This is a genomic window from Rhodococcus sp. NPDC056960, assembly GCF_042674125.1.
Taxonomy (GTDB): domain Bacteria; phylum Actinomycetota; class Actinomycetes; order Mycobacteriales; family Mycobacteriaceae; genus Rhodococcus_F.
Genome location: NZ_JBHURF010000022.1, coordinates 66267 through 82615, shown reverse-complemented (window position 1 = coordinate 82615; position 16349 = coordinate 66267). Strand labels below are relative to the sequence as shown.

The 16349-nt window shown below is 64.2% G+C and carries 12 protein-coding genes; 6 read left to right on the top strand and 6 right to left on the bottom strand.

Annotation, left to right across the window (positions count from 1 at the left end; all coding sequences use genetic code 11):
- Window positions 1-302 precede the first annotated feature (302 nt).
- From ACFTWF_RS30830 to ACFTWF_RS30820, 3 genes are all read right to left on the bottom strand, one after another.
- Window positions 303-1502 (bottom strand): cytochrome P450, encoded by a 1200-nt coding sequence (locus ACFTWF_RS30830; protein ID WP_378464902.1) that lies wholly within the window; start codon window positions 1500-1502, stop codon window positions 303-305.
- Window positions 1503-1762: 260 nt separating this feature from the next.
- Window positions 1763-2551 carry an amidohydrolase family protein gene (locus ACFTWF_RS30825; protein ID WP_378464901.1) on the bottom strand — a complete coding sequence of 263 codons (789 nt, stop codon included), beginning with the start codon at window positions 2549-2551 and terminating at the stop codon, window positions 1763-1765.
- A 10-nt stretch (window positions 2552-2561) separates the two neighbouring features.
- A complete protein-coding gene (locus ACFTWF_RS30820) occupies window positions 2562-3311 on the bottom strand; it encodes an SDR family NAD(P)-dependent oxidoreductase (protein WP_378464900.1) in 750 nt (249 codons plus the stop codon).
- Window positions 3312-3551: 240 nt separating this feature from the next.
- On the opposite strand from ACFTWF_RS30820, the gene ACFTWF_RS30815 reads away from it, so the two are divergent.
- From ACFTWF_RS30815 to ACFTWF_RS30805, 3 genes are all read left to right on the top strand, one after another.
- Complete coding sequence (locus tag ACFTWF_RS30815; RefSeq protein ID WP_378464899.1) at window positions 3552-3983, top strand: SRPBCC family protein; 432 nt, start codon at window positions 3552-3554, stop codon at window positions 3981-3983.
- 61 nt (window positions 3984-4044) lie between these two features.
- Entirely contained in the window at window positions 4045-5199 is a 1155-nt protein-coding gene (locus tag ACFTWF_RS30810; RefSeq protein WP_378464898.1) for an acyl-CoA dehydrogenase family protein, read from the top strand.
- The gene (locus ACFTWF_RS30805) at window positions 5199-6263 is read left to right on the top strand and encodes an acyl-CoA dehydrogenase family protein (protein WP_378464897.1); all 1065 of its coding nucleotides are present in this window, start codon (window positions 5199-5201) and stop codon (window positions 6261-6263) included. The genes ACFTWF_RS30810 and ACFTWF_RS30805 overlap by 1 nt, the downstream gene beginning before the upstream one ends.
- Window positions 6264-6521: 258 nt before the next feature.
- On the opposite strand, the gene ACFTWF_RS30800 is transcribed toward ACFTWF_RS30805, so the two are convergent.
- Window positions 6522-7388: an SDR family NAD(P)-dependent oxidoreductase gene (locus ACFTWF_RS30800; protein ID WP_378464896.1), complete on the bottom strand. Its 867-nt coding sequence runs from the start codon at window positions 7386-7388 to the stop codon at window positions 6522-6524.
- 248 nt (window positions 7389-7636) lie between these two features.
- Here ACFTWF_RS30800 and ACFTWF_RS30795 point away from each other — a divergent pair, with 248 nt between their 5' ends.
- The gene (locus ACFTWF_RS30795) at window positions 7637-8518 is read left to right on the top strand and encodes a FadR/GntR family transcriptional regulator (protein WP_378464895.1); all 882 of its coding nucleotides are present in this window, start codon (window positions 7637-7639) and stop codon (window positions 8516-8518) included.
- A gap of 86 nt (window positions 8519-8604) precedes the next feature.
- Here the strand turns inward: ACFTWF_RS30795 and ACFTWF_RS30790 are convergent, their stop codons facing one another.
- Both ACFTWF_RS30790 and ACFTWF_RS30785 read right to left on the bottom strand, forming a co-directional pair.
- Window positions 8605-11880, bottom strand: a complete 3276-nt coding sequence (locus ACFTWF_RS30790) for a protein kinase (RefSeq protein ID WP_378464894.1) — start codon at window positions 11878-11880, stop codon at window positions 8605-8607.
- Window positions 11881-12428: 548 nt separating this feature from the next.
- The gene (locus tag ACFTWF_RS30785) at window positions 12429-13493 is read right to left on the bottom strand and encodes an enoyl-CoA hydratase/isomerase family protein (protein ID WP_378464893.1); all 1065 of its coding nucleotides are present in this window, start codon (window positions 13491-13493) and stop codon (window positions 12429-12431) included.
- A 46-nt stretch (window positions 13494-13539) separates the two neighbouring features.
- On the opposite strand from ACFTWF_RS30785, the gene ACFTWF_RS30780 reads away from it, so the two are divergent.
- On the top strand, window positions 13540-14772 hold the full coding sequence (locus ACFTWF_RS30780; protein WP_378464892.1) for a CoA transferase: 1233 nt from the start codon (window positions 13540-13542) through the stop codon (window positions 14770-14772).
- The gene (locus ACFTWF_RS30775) at window positions 14769-16166 is read left to right on the top strand and encodes an amidohydrolase family protein (RefSeq protein ID WP_378464891.1); all 1398 of its coding nucleotides are present in this window, start codon (window positions 14769-14771) and stop codon (window positions 16164-16166) included. Before ACFTWF_RS30780 ends, ACFTWF_RS30775 begins: the two co-directional genes overlap by 4 nt.
- Window positions 16167-16349: the final 183 nt, after the last annotated feature.

Below are 16349 nucleotides of genomic sequence, written 5' to 3'. Positions count from 1 at the left end.
GGAAGCCTCCGCCTGATGTCCTACATGACCAGGACTCCGCGCTCCGCGATCTTGTGGTCCGCAAGGCCTCGAATGGCTTGATTGACCACGTCAAGACTGTAACGCGTGGCGTCGGCGTCGATTCCGTGTTCCTTCCACAGGTTGATGACCGTAGCCAGGTCTGCACGCGATCCGCGAACTCGTGCTCACCTGCACTTCCCGGTTCGGGCTCGTGTAGCCGAATGCGAGAGTGCCACCGGCGATCCCGGCCAGAACGATCGCACCGCAGGGTGCGGTCACGCCCTCCCCTGGCACATGCACGTTCAGGCAGTGAACCGGTACCGAGCCAGACCCCGCACCCAATAGGACGGCATCCACTGCGGATCCGACTCCAGCGGCTGCAGATCGGGGAAGCGAGCGAGCAGCCCGCTCACGGCCTTCGCGCACATCATGCGGCCGAGCGGCGCTCCGATGCAGTGGTGGGCACCAGTGGCAAAAGAGAGATGCTTGTTGAGATTGGGGCGGTCGAGGACGAATCGTTCCGGCTGGTCGAACACGGTGTCGTCGTGGTTCGCCGACGCGATGTATGCGAACACCATCGAGTCGGCGGGGATGGTGACACCCGCAACTTCCACATCTCGGGTTGAGGTCTGGAAGACCATCTGGACCGGTGAATTCTGCCGCAAGGTCTCCTGCACCGCGGCCATGGCCCTGCTCGGATCACGCTTGACCTCGTCGAGGATCTCCGGGTGGGTGAACAAGTTGTACACCGTCGAGCTGATGAGGTGGGACGGCGTCTCGGAGCCACCGAACTGCATCAATGCGACCAGACTCAGGATCTCGGTGGCGGTAAGAGTCTGACTTTCTTCCTCAGCGCGCACAAGATCAGAGACCAGATCGGTCCCGGGATTGGTTCGACGGTATTCGATCTGCTCGGTGAAGTAAGCACGGAGCTCGGCGACACTCCTGCGGATCTGGTCGAGTTCTTCCTCGGGAAGGACTCCGCGGCTGGGCGACTTCAACATGTCCATCGTCCAGCGCTTGAAGTCCTCCCGCACGTCCGGATCCTCGACGCCAAGCAGGTCCGCTGTGACGTTGACCGGAACGTAGGCGGCGAAATCCGATACCAGGTCGAACTCCGAACGCCTGTTTTCCAGATTGTCGAGTAACCGGTTGACTACAGCATCGACCTTCGGCTCCATGGACTTGATGGCGCCCGGGCGGAATCCGGCATTGGCGAGGCGGCGGATGCGTGAATGTTCCGGCGGGTCCGTGGCGATGATCGACTTCACCTCGGGCACGGGGTCGAACTCACCGAATGCGCTGGTGGTGAAGTCTTTCGCGGAGAAGAGTTCAGGACGCTTGAAGGTGCTCTCCACATCGGCATACCGAAAGATTCCCCACGCGCCCACCGAGTCGATGAACTGCACAGGCACGTTCTCGCGCTGCTGCTTGTAGAAGGGATACGGATTCTGTTGAACAAGGTATGTGAGGGGATCGAAACCCGTTGCGGTTGTCACCATGACCTCCAGATCAAGACCGGCCGACTTCGCTTGGAGCGGGCGGCGGGCTTATTGTGTGATGCACGACACGTGCACTAAACAACGTAACTATATTCATGTTTTAGCGCAAGGGTGACGACAATTTTCCGCGAATTTCCTCAGAAGGGCCTTTCGCGATGGGTGTCGTCGCGGGGTCCGCCGTTCGTCGCCACAACGCATTCGGTCGGGGAGATGGACGGTGGCCCACTCCCCGACCGACGGTTCCTTTCACCTGATTGGGGTCAGGCAGGGATGTTCAACAGAGCCGCAAGATTCTGCCCGAGGATGTGATCGACGTCGTCGTCGGCCAAACCGAGGTCTCGTACCGCTCGGATCTCGCGGCCCTGGTCGGCCATCGGCCAGTCCGAAGCGAAGACAATTCGTTCGGGCCCGTGCTTCTCGATGACCTTGCGGACCTCGGCAGGGTCGAGTTCGGCAAGACTCGGCGGCCACGACGTGTCCAGGTACACCGGCAGCCCGACGACCGTATCGACCGCCGCCTGAAACTGCCGGTAGCCACCGAAGTGACAGGCGATGACGTCGAGCCTGGGAAATTTGCGGACCAGGTCTGCCAGCATCGCAGGACTGCAGACACCCTCGGAACTGGCGGTGGAGATGGATCCAATATGGATAATGACGGCGAACTCACCCTGCATCGCGTCGAACAATCGGTCCATGCGCGGGTCGTCGAGAGCGTACTTCTGGAAGAAGGGATGAATCTTCACTCCCTTCAGACTGTGTCGGCGAAGACTGTCGACATTCTCCTCGACCGATAGCTCGGGGTGCACCGACCCGAATCCGATGAAGTAGTCGGGATTGAGCGATCCGGAGAACTTGTTGGCCTTGTCGACCGCCTCTCCGTCGTTGGCCACAGCCAGGCAGACTGAGCGGTCGATCCCCGCTGCGGCCATCGATTCCTCGAGACCGTTCGCGGTTCCGTCACCGCGCCGCTCGAGATCCGGGACCGATCCGGCCAGCGCGCGTTTTGCGACCGCGTCCGGCCACATGTGTGTATGTGCGTCGATGATCATGGAAACCCTCTCAGAGCCGGCTGACCTCGCCGCCGTCGATGACGGCGACCGAACCGGTGACGAAATCGGACAATGGGGACGCCAGGTATGCCACCAGCGGACCGAACTCCGCCGGGTCGCCCATACGACCGGCGGGGATCTTCTTCAATCGCTTCGCGAGCACGTCCGGAGACTCGGTGACGGCGCTCTGCGCGTCCGTGGAGAAGGCGCCCGGGGCGATGGCATTGACCTGCACCCCCCTCTTCGCCCATTCACCGGCGAGCGCCTTGGTGAACTGCAACACGGCACCCTTGGACGACGAATAGGCGACCAACGTCGGTTTCCCCTTGATCCCGGACGTGCTCGCCACGTTGATGATCTTGCCCGAACCCTGGGGCAGCAGATACTGCGCCGCCGCGCGCGTCAACACAGCCGGCGCACGGACGTTGACATCGAACACCTCGTCCCACAGCTTCTGCGGCTGTTCATCAAATCGACCGGCGGGAGCGATACCGGCGTTGTTCACCACGATGTCGAGTCGCCCGAAGGCCTCCACTGCGGTATCGGCGAGCGCGGCGACCGCATCCATGTCACGCATGTCGCACGGTTGCACAGTCGTCCGCTCGGGATACCTCTCATGAATTTCTTCCAGGAGTTCTCGCGATCGCGCGACGAGAAGAACGGATACACCCTCTTCGAGAAGGGCTTCCGCCGCGGCCTTACCCAATCCGCGGCTTGCGCCCGTCACGATCGCAACTTTCCCACCAAGTCGCAGGTCCATGTAGTCAATCCTTTCGCTGTCGGGAGTTTGTCCGGTCCCCGATCATTGGAGAATCGGCCCGGCACTCCCCCGTGGCCCTTGCCATGACCAGTTAACCTGATTATATTTGTCATATTAAACGCAGCGGAGCTTATGCGCCAGACCCTGGGCCACTCGCGGAGCGGCACCGAGGTGGCACCGGAAACAGGTGGACGCTGACGTTTGATTCGAAACCGGTTGTGACGCAACGAGGAGAGCGATATGAGCGTGCAAATGACGATCAAGGAAACCGCCCATTACACCCATCCGACGGAGGACATCTGGGCGCTGTGCGGCGCCCCGGGTGGCATCGACAAGTGGCTTCCGGCTGTGGAGAAGTCTTGGTTCGACGGCGACGTCCGGTACGCAGAACTGGCGGGTGGCGCGGGGCAGGCACGCGAACGCATCACCGAGCACAACGACGCACTCCACTACTACGACTACGACTACATCGACGGCCCCTTGGTGCTCGAGGCCTTCAGCTCGCGTTTCGCGGTCGTTCCCGCTGCAGACGGGGGCTCCGACATCCTCTGGACAGCGCAGTTCGAAGCCAACGATGAGACCGGCGGTGCAGAGCTGGCGCAGGCCGTCAGTGGCATGTATCAGGGCGGTCTGCAGAGGATCGGCGAAGTTCTCGACGCCGGTCGGGCGTGAGCGTCCCGAACCCCATCCAGCCGCTACTTCCCGCACACCACCAGCTCCCGAGGAGAATGACGTGAATTCGAAACGGTTATTGCCGCGGACGGTCGACGATCCGGACGACCATGCCGGGTTACGGGACGAGGTGCGCACTTTCCTCAGGGAGAGTAAGGAATCCGGAGCGTTCACTGCCGGGGTGGACACCTGGCTGACCGACTGGAATCCGGAGTTCTCCCGTCGCCTCGCGGACCGTGGGTGGATCGGAATGACGATTCCCAACCAGTACGGCGGCCACGGCCGGTCACACGTCGAACGGTTCGTCGTCACCGAGGAACTCCTCGCCGCGGGAGCACCGGTCGCTGCGCATTGGATCGCCGACCGTCAGATCGCCCCGTCGCTGCTGAGGTTCGGAACCGAGGAGCAGAAGCACAAGTACCTACCCGCCATCGCGAAGGCTGAGTGCTTCTTCGGGATCGGAATGAGCGAACCCGACTCCGGATCCGACCTCGCTAGTGTCCGCACGAAGGCGGTGCAGGTCGACGGTGGGTGGCGGATCACGGGCACCAAGGTGTGGACCTCCGGCGCCCATCAGGCCGACGCCTTCTTCGCGCTGGCGAGGACCTCGCCGAAAGATTCCGCGGCCCGGCACGCGGGTTTGAGTCAGTTCATCGTCGACCTCCGCGCGGAGGGGGTGGAGATGCGCCCCATCGTGTCGATGACGGGGGGCCACCATTTCAACGAGGTGATGATGGATGACGTGTTCGTCCCGGACAGAATGGTTCTCGGCGGTATCGGCGACGGCTGGCGTCAGGTCACTTCCGAACTCGCCTACGAGCGCAGTGGTCCCGAACGATTCTTGTCGACGTTCCCGTTGCTTGCCGGGACCGCGGAGCACGCCGCTGCCGGCCGGATGAGCGACGGCGGCATCGGTCGCTTGATGGCCCGAATCGCGGGCCTGCACCACATGTCCTCCGCCATCGCCGGAGCTCTTCGGCGCGGCGAACGTGCCGACAGCGCCGCCGCTGCCGTCAAGCTGCTCGGGACGGTGACCGAGGGCGACATCGCCGAGTACGCCGATCTCCATCTCGATCGCGATGCGGAACCGGAACAGTCCGGTCGTTACCGAGACCTGGTCGATCGCGCCCTTCTACAGCGGCCAGGCTTCACCTTGCGCGGTGGAACCACCGAAATACTCGAGGGCGTCGTAGCCCGCGAACTAGGACTACGCTGATGAATTCGACAACACTGATCGATCCCGATCTGGTCGCCATGATGGAGTCGGTCTTCGCCGCACACCGGAAACCCGACATCGCCGCGACGGGCACCGTCGAGTTCGACGGGGCATTGTGGAAGGTTCTCGACGAAGTCGGTTTGGTGCGGCTGACCGGCTCGGACTCGCACGGTGGCAGCGGCGCGGATTGGCACGCCGTATCAGCGCTACTGGCCGCAGCGGCCGGCGCCGCCGTGCCGGCACCCGTCGTCGAACACGACCTGCTGGCGGGTTGGCTGCTCGAAACCGCGCAACTTCCCATGACCGACGGGTTCCGGACGGCGTTCCTCATGCGCGAGTCCGGTACCACCCCCTCTGTGCCGTGGGCGCGCCATGCCGACTTCGTGGTCCCGCTTCGGCACGACGGTTCGCACTGGCTGGTGGCCGACATCGCCGCCGACCGTGTCCACGTCACCCCGTCCCAGAATCTGGGCGGCGAGCCGCGGGACACCGTGACACTCGAGGTCGACACCGTGACGTGGTCACCGGTACCCGAGGGTACGGCCGAAACCTTCCTGTTGCGGGGTGCGCTAGCCCGGGTCCTCCAGGTGTGCGGGGCCATGGACCGCATCGTGGAGCTGTGCATCGAACACGTCGCGAGCCGCGAGCAGTTCGGCCGGCCACTGTCGAAGTTTCAGGCCGTGCAGCGTCTCGTCACCGCGACCGCCGCCGAGGCCGCCCTGGCTCGGGCAGCGGCCGACGCTGCCGTCGCCCACGTCGAACGCACCGCCTGGGACGACCACAGGACGACTTTTGCCGTGGCGGTGGCCAAATCCTGTGCGGGACACGCAGTGTCGACTGTTGTCCGCAACGCGCATCAGGTACACGGCGCAATCGGAACGACCTTCGAGCACGACCTGCATCGATACACCAAACCCGTACTTGCGTGGCGTTCGGAGTTCGGGTCTGTCGGCCGATGGGACCGGTTGCTCACTCAGACCGCGGTCGAGACCGGACGTGATGGGGCATGGAGTTTGATCACCGACGGACGAGCCGTCCCTGGATTACTCGACCTGATGAAATAGAGGTCCATCGACGACCGGCTGTGCCGACTTCCCTGTCGACACAGCCGGTTCCAGTCCAGTGGTACTCGGAGTTCAACGAGCATACTGTTCCACCGACGCCACCCGCTCCACCGACGCCACCCGCGCGCCCCGACACTCTCCAGAATGCAGGCAACCGAGCAAAGTACGTGTCCGGCGAAGTACCGAATTCGAGGAAGATGTCGGAACTACTCCCTCCGCGCCACTTGACGGCGAACGCCAGCATGTCGGCGTCTCCGGTCATCCGCGTGCCTCCTCCGGCGGCCAGTCGTCGACCATGTGCAGACCGCGCCCGAGATGAGCGGCGCCGTCGATCTGCAACAGTTGACCGGTGATCATGCGACCCGCCGGCGTCGCGAGGAACGCGACGAGTTCGGCGACGTCTGCAGTCGGTGTGGGCCTGCCGGCCGGCACGGACTCGGGAACAACGTGATCACGCAGGGTTGAAGCGATCGAGTCGGGTAACGAGTCCGAAATCACCACCCCCGGCGCAACGCAGTTGGCGCGGATGCCCAGATGAGCCCATTCCAGCGCCATTGTCTTCGTCATTGCCAGCACGCCCGCGCGAGCGGCCAGCGAATGCGCCAGACCCACGCTTCCTCGCTCGACACCGGACAGTGAGATATTGACGATACTGCCGCCCCGCCGGGCGAGAAACTGCTTGGCTTCGGCAATGACGGTGAAGACCGCATTGAGGTTCAAATCGACCACCGATCGGAATCCCTTGTCGGAGATTTCGTCTGCTGCAGCGTAGAACTGGCCGCCCGCGTTGTTGACGAGAATGTCCATGCCCAACTCGGCTGACGCTTCGGAGATGACGGACCGGATCTGCGCGCACTCTCGAACATCGGCCGAATACCACCGGAAGCTGCCTTGTGCACTCGCTGCGAGCTCCGCCGTCCGCTGCAGCGCAGAGTCGTTACGACCGATCCCGGTTACCGTCGCACCGAGCTCGGCCAAGCGGACACAAATGCCCTGCCCGATGCCGCTTCCGGCACCTGTCACCACAGCGTGAGTCCCCGTGAGAATCATCGGCTGTAACACTTTGACGTCGGCACCCTCCCAGGCCCTGCCCATTTGGCGCGGATGCGGCCGATAGGTTCGCATGCGGACTCCTTTCGGTCACGACTGATGACTGATGTCGCCTGTCTCTCGCGCCCACCAAGAATCCGGGTGAGATGCATAACATAGCTATGTTTGCAGAGGTGGATTCGTTCAGTCAACCCCGCTAGACGTCCAACCGCGGCTGCGACGCCGCTATACCCACAAGACGAGCACAGGCGAGGCTTGCGATGTGCTGTTCTGAACGCCAAGAACGGCTCGGCACGGCGGGAACACCTACTTCCGCCGCGCAAATGTATGATGAAGATATGCCAGGTAAAAAGACGGCCGGGTCGACTACGGCCAGTAGTCGCACACGCACCGGTCGTTCGACCGCCGGCGGCGGCGAGACCGTCACTCAGATTCTGCCGCTGTTCCGGGATGTCACCCCGCTGACGCGGCCCCCTGGCATGCCGCCGAAACGCGCTGAGATGATCGCTCAGCGCATCGTGCACATGATTCAAGAACAGGGCCTGAAGCCCGGCGATCCACTCCCCGTCGAGTCGGACATGTACGAATCGTTCGGGGTCGGGAGAAGCACGCTTCGTGAGGCGCTGCGCGTGCTGGAGCAGCAGGGCGTGATCGTTATCCGACCCGGCCGCGGAGGCGGTCCTACCGTAGGGCTACCGGATTCGCGTCACCTAGCGAGCACACTTGCCCTCTTGATGCAGTTCTCGGACACGCCGTTTGGATCCGTGTTGGAGACTCGTGAATACATCGAGCCGATCGCCGCCGCACTCTGCGCACAGAACGGTGATGATCGGGTCATCGACGGCCTCCGTCAATCGGTCGGAGCAATGCGCGCGAACATCGCGGACGAGAGTGCGTTTCTCTACGAGAACCACAGGTTTCATGAACTGATTGCCGAAGGCGCTCAGAATCCGCTGCTCTCCTATTTTCTCAATTCACTGGACTGGATCATCGACGGCGCGCGCCTAGGGGTGGTCTACAGCCAGGCGTCTCGCAAGCACGTCGCGGTGATCCACGATCAAATCTGTGAAGCGATCGAGGACGGCGACAGTGACCGCGCGCGGGATGCTATGACCGAGCATATGAAAGAGACTCGTGCTTTCTTCGAACGAAAGCATCCAAAGGTGATGAATCAGACCCTGACTTGGGAGATGTACGGCCAGTAGAGACACACACCGCCGACCACACTCGGTACGGCCGATCTCGGCGGCCGGGTTGCGCTGGATCGGCGGAGGAACAACCGCATCCGATGTCAGCGGAGGTCACTCACCGCGTGTCGACGCATCCACGATGCAAGTTGTTTAAGCGAGGTGACACCGAGTTTCGCGAAGATCCGTTCTATGCACCCCTGGACCGCGCCGGAAGAGATACCAAGGGATTCCGCAATCCCCTGCTTGGACCGACCTTTACTGACCAACTCGGCGACCCGCCATTCGAGTGGGGTGAACTCGATGCCGTCCACGTCTGGGTCTGTTGCAGATTTTAGACCAGATTCGGTGCGGGTGAGGGCGATGACCTCTTCTGTCGCCAACCGCGAACCCTTGCGCTGTCGTGATCGAAATTCTCTGTCGCCGAGGCTGTTGCAGGCCGATTCGGCGCATTGAGTGTGGTAGGTACGAAGTTGATGGAAAAGGAGAGGTGAGCTTCCCACCTCAGACCCCAACGAATCCGCCGCGCCCATCAGCATGGCGGCTCGTCCGAAGTCCTGATCACGCCCGGCGATCCAAGCCAGGGCTTCCAGACAAACTGCGGTGACGAGTGGCTCGTCGATCAGATGACACAACCGTAGGCACTCCCTCAGATACTCTTCGGCGCGAGGAAGGTCGCCCTGCCGAAAGACCGCAACACCGAGTCCCCACAGTGAATACGAGCGAAAGACCGATTCCCCCTGCGATTCGGTGATGTCGATTACCTCGCGGTGACATGCGACCGCGCGTTTGCTGTTGCCGTCCAGGTCGTAGGCCACTCCCAGCATCATCAGAATCCACACGCGCACCCCGACATCACCGTGTGCACTGAAGATCCGTAGAGACTCTTCCAGTCTCTCCGCTGCCTGCACCGCGTTGCCGCTGTAGAGCGCGAGAATGCCGTTCGCGTGAGCGATGCGCCCGGTACTGATTGGATCCGATAACTCGGCCACGAGCACCTCACCTTGAGAAGTGAGGTTGAATCCAGTGGAAAGGTCACCCTGAATCCCGGCGAGCACGCTGCTCGCGTAGAGGGCTTTGACTCGCTCCTCCGACGCCCGCACCGGTCGCGATCCTAGGGCGCGATCGAGCCAGAATCGTCCCTCACTGAGCAGGTTGCGGGAAAGCCAGAATGGAAACAGTGCCGCCGCGATTTCAAGTACGGACCCAAACTCTCGTTCGTCGAACTCGAGCACCGCGAACTCCAGAGCCTCACGGAGATTCGACTGTTCCCGCCCTAGTCGTGCGATCCACCTGAGTTGACGAGGACTGATCCAGTCCCGCTCGGCGTCGAGTACCAATTGCCGATACCAATCATGGTGGCGACGACGTAGTTTTGGGTAAACGCCGGATTCGCGCGCTTTCACTCGTCCGAATTCGCGGATCGTTTCCAACATCCGGAATCCGACAGAGCTGCCGTGCTCCTGCCGGATGAGAATCGATTTGTCGACCAACGAAAGGACGCCGTCGAAGAGTTCGTCTCGATCTATTTCCTCACAAATGAACTCCGCCGCATCAAGTTCGAAGCTGCCGACGAACGCGGACAGATTGATCCAAATCTGCTGTTCCTGCGGCATGCAAAGGTCGTAACTCCATTCGACGCACAGACGAAGCGTGCGCTGACGAGCCGGCGCGGCGCGGCTTCCATGGGTGAGAAGCTTGTATCGGTCGGTCAGCCGCTGAGCGATTTGGTCGAGCGACATCGCCCGTAATTGCGCTGCCGCCAATTCGATAGGCAACGGCAGGCCGTCGAGTTGTCGGCAGATTTGCACCACGATGTCGATGTTGTCGTCGTCGAGCTCGAAACCCGGCACCGCGGCGGCAGCCCGTTCCTCGAACAGGGCAATCGCATCATAGTTCGGCGATACCACCAATGCGGGCTCGTGATCGGCGTCAGGTGTGCTCAACGACGGCACACGAAGAACGGACTCGCCGGCAATGTTCAGAGGCTCACGAGTCGTCGTCAAGATCGAGATGTCCGGGCAGGTCCGAAGAACCGTCTCCGCGAACCGCGCCACCGGCGTAATCACGTGCTCGCAGTTGTCCAGGACGATCAGCAGCTTCCGGTCGATCAGGAACTCGACGATCTCCTCCATGGGCTCCGAACGACTGATTCTCAGACCGAGCGCACGTGCAATGACGTCGACGAGAAGCGACTCGTCCAGAACCTCGCCGAACTCCGCCAGCCATACGCCGTGCGGAAACTCGTCCCGCATGTCTGCAGCGAGTCGCAATCCGAGCCGGGTCTTCCCGACCCCTCCGATTCCCGTCAACGTGACCAGACGTGCAGTGTGGAACATGCGCTTGGCTTCGGACAGCTCGTCCTGGCGCCCGACGAAGCTGGTCAACTCGAGGGGGAGATTTCCCGCGCGACTCTGACGTACGGTTCGGTGACCTGAGCTCTCCTCGCCGGATGTTGTCGCGACCGCATCGCGCCGGCCGAGCGGTGCCACTCGCTGCTCCATCAGAAGCGCCATTTCGTCCACCTCGAGCCCATTCCGCGCCTGGATGGCACGCAGCTCGTCGCCGAACTCGACAGCACTGCCAGGACGGTCTCGGGGCTCGCGTGCCATGGCATGTTCGACGGCTACGGCGATGTCGTCGGGAATTCCACGTTCCCGCAGATCAGGGACCGGATGTCTCGCAATACGGACGAACTGCGCAACCACCTGCTCACCCGACCGGCGCTCGAAGGCTGCGTGCCCGGTCAAAGCACAGAACAGGGTCGCGCCTATGCTATACACGTCCGACGCCGGGGTCGGCGGATCTCCTCTCAAGATCTCAGGAGCCGTGAAGGCCGGCGAAGCCGTGATCAGATCCTTGGACGTCTCGAAACCGCCCGTAACATGTGCGATACCGAAGTCGGTGAGCGCAGGTTCGCCGTAGCTCGAGAGCAGAATATTGCCGGGTTTGATATCGCGGTGCAGGATCCCGAGTCGGTGGGCGGTCTCCACTGCACCCGCGATTCTGACCCCGAGTCTCAACACCTGATCTGGCGCGAGGGGGCCGTCGTTCCGGATCAGCGTATCGAGCGAGTCCATGGGGTGATATGGCATGACGATGAACGGGTGGCCGCTCGTCGTGGAACCGACTTGCAGGACATTGACAATGTTCGGGTGGCCGGTCAGGCGACCCATGGCACGCTGTTCCCTGAAGAATCTGATTCGATTCTCGTCGTCGATCGCGCCGATGAGCACCTTGACCGCGACCGTGCGATCCAAGGACGGCTGCAAACACCGATACACCACTCCGAACCCGCCACGGCCGATCTCGGAGGCTTCCGTCAACCCCGACGCGCTCAACTCGCGTTTCACGGCGGCGTCGTTTCGTTGTGTCGTCAACCGACCATCCTCACCATCACATCACCGACAGCCTGCACGTTCTGGGATGTGACGAACGACCCGGCGGAGCGATTACCGCATAGTGAGATCGTCGTCACAACGTCAACCCGATTGTGAATCTACCCTTCGGCTGAAAAGCAGCGACGGCTACCAACCGGCGACATCTTTCTTCGCTGTCATACAGTCGTCATTGAAAGGTGCCACTGCGGAAAGACCGTACGAAGCGTCGTACCGCTTGCAGCTTTTGGTGTCTCGCCTGGCCCTCGCCCGCACGGACCGAGAACCGCCGCGTGACCGCCGGCGTGCTGCACTGCGGGTCCTTCGCCCTCTCACTTTCAGGACAAATAGCACCTACCGCTCATCGGTCTCGTGGGCCCCATCTATGTGTTCCTTCCCCCACGTCATGCACCGCCGAATTCCTCGCGCGGTGACCCCACCGCCGGATTCCGAAACTCAATCGAAAAGGAGGGAAGCGCAGAAACGCCAACATGCTTCGAGGCTCTGCGAATGCTGACTCCGATCGGCATGACTGACGGCGGCCGACTCGATCAAGAGATTTCGTCGATCAGTCCCCACGCGAGTGCGCGCGGGGCCTCCAGCGCGGCGCCGGTGACGAACAGGTGCAGCGCCCGCCATCGTCCGATGCGGCGAGGCACGCTCACCGTGCCGCCGGCGCCGGGGATCAACCCCATCGTGACCTCCGGTAGCCGGAAGATCGTGTCGGCGGCGGCAACAATCCGACCGGCGAACGCCGGGACCTCGATTCCGGCACCGACGCAGTGGCCGTGCACCCGCACCTCCGTCCGGTCCGCCAGCCGCGCCATCAAACGGCCGGCACCACCGCGGGTGCGAATCAGGTGCGCGGTCGCAGTGTCCGGGGTGTAGCCGAATTCGTCGAGGTCACCGCCCGCACAGAACGACGAGCCGGCGCCGTCGACAACCACCGTCACGATCGTGTCGTCGAGCAGCGGCAGGCGCAGCGCCTCGACCAGGGCGTCGCGCAACGCGGTGCCGTACGCATTACGGCGCTCCGGCCGATTGAGCGTGATCCGCAGGGTGTCACCGTCGCGGTCGATCAGCACCGGATCCGTGGCCGGCGGCGGTGGCAGCGGCCGCCCGAGCGTGCGGCGCTCGTCCAGCCATCCTTTGAACTCGCTGCCGCCCTGCAGGGTGGAGTAGGCAAGGGATTCGACGTCGACCGCCTCGGGCACCGGGAGCGTCTGGGAGATCCGCACGACCTGTGCGGCGACCAGCGCCGACTGCGGACACCGAGCCACCCCGTTCACGAACTCGGCCACAGTCGCATCGACGTTCTCGGTGCCGACCACCGCGCGATCCGTGGGATCCGGACCCGTGGCGTAGGTGAGGTCCAGCGCGGCGGTCAGCGGTGCGAGCGCGGCCGGGACACCGCCCGTGCAGCGACCGACGGTGATCCTGTCCAACACCGGAATCCGGGCGGCCGCCCTCGCGATCATTCCCGAGTCGGCGTCGGCGTCGTCGAGGTCGACAATCAGCACGGGTTCGAGCAGGGCGGCGGCGTCGCCGAGTACGGGGGTATCCGCGGCGCCGTCCGCGAGCTCTGCCACGGTGATGGTTCGTACGCCTGCGTCCATAGTTTGCCGTCCTGGAAGTCGTTGTGCGGAATGTAGCATCGGCAGGGTGTGGACCACCGTGCACCCCGACCCGATACGAGATTGGGCCGAAAGCGGAATCGCCTCTCTCACCGGTCGTCCCGACGGTCCCCTGCTGATTCCGCCGGGCCGCGCGGCAACCGTCGCACGGGAGCGAACCGCGTGGATCGCCGACGTCACCGGCGGCGCGGTCGCCCTCGACGGTGCGCGACTGCTCGCCGAGCGCGCCGCCTTCACCGGGCACCGCCGTTCCGGAGCAACATCGCCCGGGGGATCGTGCCGGCTTCTGCCGACGGCCGACGGGTGGGCCGCCGTCTCCTGCGCCCGCCTCGACGACCCACTGCTGCTGGGCGCCCTGGTGGGTGCCGACATCGGGGACGACCCGTGGCCGGCGGTCGAGGCCTGGCTGCGCGAGCACGCCGGGTCCGAACTCGAAGAGCGCGCCGAACTGCTCGGGGTGGCCGCCGGACCCGTCGCAGCACCACAGACCCCGGCCCCGGAGCCCTACCGGCCACTCGCGCCGCGGCCGGTGTCCGGCCGTCTGGTCGTCGACTTCAGCGCGTTGTGGGCGGGACCGCTCTGCGCGCATCTGCTGAGTCTGGCCGGTGCCCGCGTGGTCAAGGTCGAGACCCCGTCCCGACCGGACGGTGCGCGCCGCGGAAACCCCGACTTCTATCACCTGCTGCACGGCGGCCACGACTCGGTGATGCTCGACCCCACCCTCCCCGGCGACCGCAACGCGCTCGCCACGCTCGTCGCGGCCGCCGACATCGTGATCGAGGCCTCCCGACCACGCGCCCTGATCGGATTCGGTCTCGACGCCGCCGACTTCGTCGCGAACGGGGGGACGTGGGTGTCGATCACCGCGCACGGACGCACCTCGAACCGGGTCGGTTTCGGGGACGACATCGCCGCCACGGCCGGACTCGTCGGCTACACCCACGGCGGCCCGGTCTTCGTCGGTGACGCGATCGCCGACCCGCTCACCGGGCTGACGGCGGCAGCGTTGGCGATGTCCGCGCCCGCCGACGGGGGTGGGGTGCTGTGGGATGTCGCCATGTCCTCGGTGGTGGCCGCGACCCTGACGAGTACGGGCACTGGTGTCGCACAGCCCTATCGATCCCAAGGCCGCTGGTACGTCGACACTCCAACCGTCACGGTCGAGCTCGCCGAACCCCGACCACGCCCCCCACGCGGGAACGTCGCCGAATCGGGCCGGGACACCACCGCGGTCCTCACCGAGCTGGGAATCACCCGATGACAGCCCTGCTGCTGCGCGGAGTCGAGCTTCCGGCCGGACTGCGCGACGTCCTGATCCGCGACGAGTCCATCTCCGCGATCGGGATCGAACTCGACGCCCGCGGTGCCGAGGTGATCGACGGCCGAGGCGGAGCGCTACTGCCCGGACTGCACGATCACCACCTGCACCTGCACGCGATCGCCGCCGACGCGTCCTCCGTTCGGTGCGGCCCCCCGCACGTGCGGACACCCGACGACCTGGCCCGCGCCCTCGCTTCAGCACCAGGGAACGGGTGGATTCGGGGGGTCGGCTACGTCGAGACGGTCGCCGGCTTGCTCGACGCCGCAGCCCTCGACCGCCTGCACGCGCAAAGACCGGTGCGATTGCAGCACCGCAGCGGCGCAATGTGGATCCTCAACACCCAAGCATCAGCCCTCGTCGGGCTCGACTCAGCCGAGCAGCCCGGAGTCGAGCGCGACGACACCGGTCGCCCCACCGGACGGGTATGGCGAGCAGACGCGTGGCTGCGCGAACGACTACCTGCGGCCGGTCCTCCGGCGCTCGACACGGTGGGCGCGGACCTGGCCCGGTTCGGGGTCACCGGGGTCACCGACGCCACACCCGACCTTCCAGCGGACTCGATGGCCGCGCTGATCGACGCGCACCGCTCCGGGGCCCTGCCGCAACGACTACATCTCCTCGGCGCGCCCGTGAATGACGAGTCCCATAGCCGACCGGCGACCGTGACCGTCGGGCCGTACAAGATCGTCCTCGCCGACTCCGGCCTGCCCGATTTTGACACCCTCACCGACACCATCCGACACAGCCACACCCGCGGACGGCCGGTGGCCGTGCACTGCGTCAGCCGCGAGGCACTGCTGTTGCTGCTCGCGGTCTTCGACCATGTCGGAACCGTGCCCGGGGACCGCATCGAGCACGGGGCGCTGATCCCGGCCGAATCCATCGACGAGCTGCGCCGTCTCCGGTTGGTCGTCGTCACCCAACCCGGGTTCCTCGCGCATCGCGGTGACGATTATCTCGACCGCGTCGAGACCAGGGATCTGCCGGACCTGTACCGCTGCCGATCCCTACTCGATCACTCGGTCCCCCTTGCATTGTCGAGCGACGCCCCCTACGGCCCCCTCGACCCCTGGGCGGTAATCTCCGCCGCCACCACACGCCGCGCACCCACCGGCGACGTCATCGGCCCGCAGGAACGAATCACCACCACAGAGGCATTCGACCGGTACCTGCCCCCTCTCGATCGCCCCGGAGGTCCGCCCCGCACTGTCATGGTGGGAGAGCCCGCGGACCTGGTCCTGCTCGACCGCTCACTCACTGACGCACTCGACACTCCCAATGCGGAGTCCCTGCGCTGCACCGTTATCCGCGGCCGGATTCAGTATCGGCGCTAAGACGTGACCGCCGACCATCCATCTATACGCGCGTTTGCATTGTGTTTGGTGCGGACACCCCGCGACTCGAAGGGCGTTTGGCCAGGGCGCGTCCCGGTGTGCGACGGTCCACCACCACCTGACTGAAGGAAACCGAGCAGGCACAGTATGATTCAAAGTTATCCAACAACGGCATACTGATAT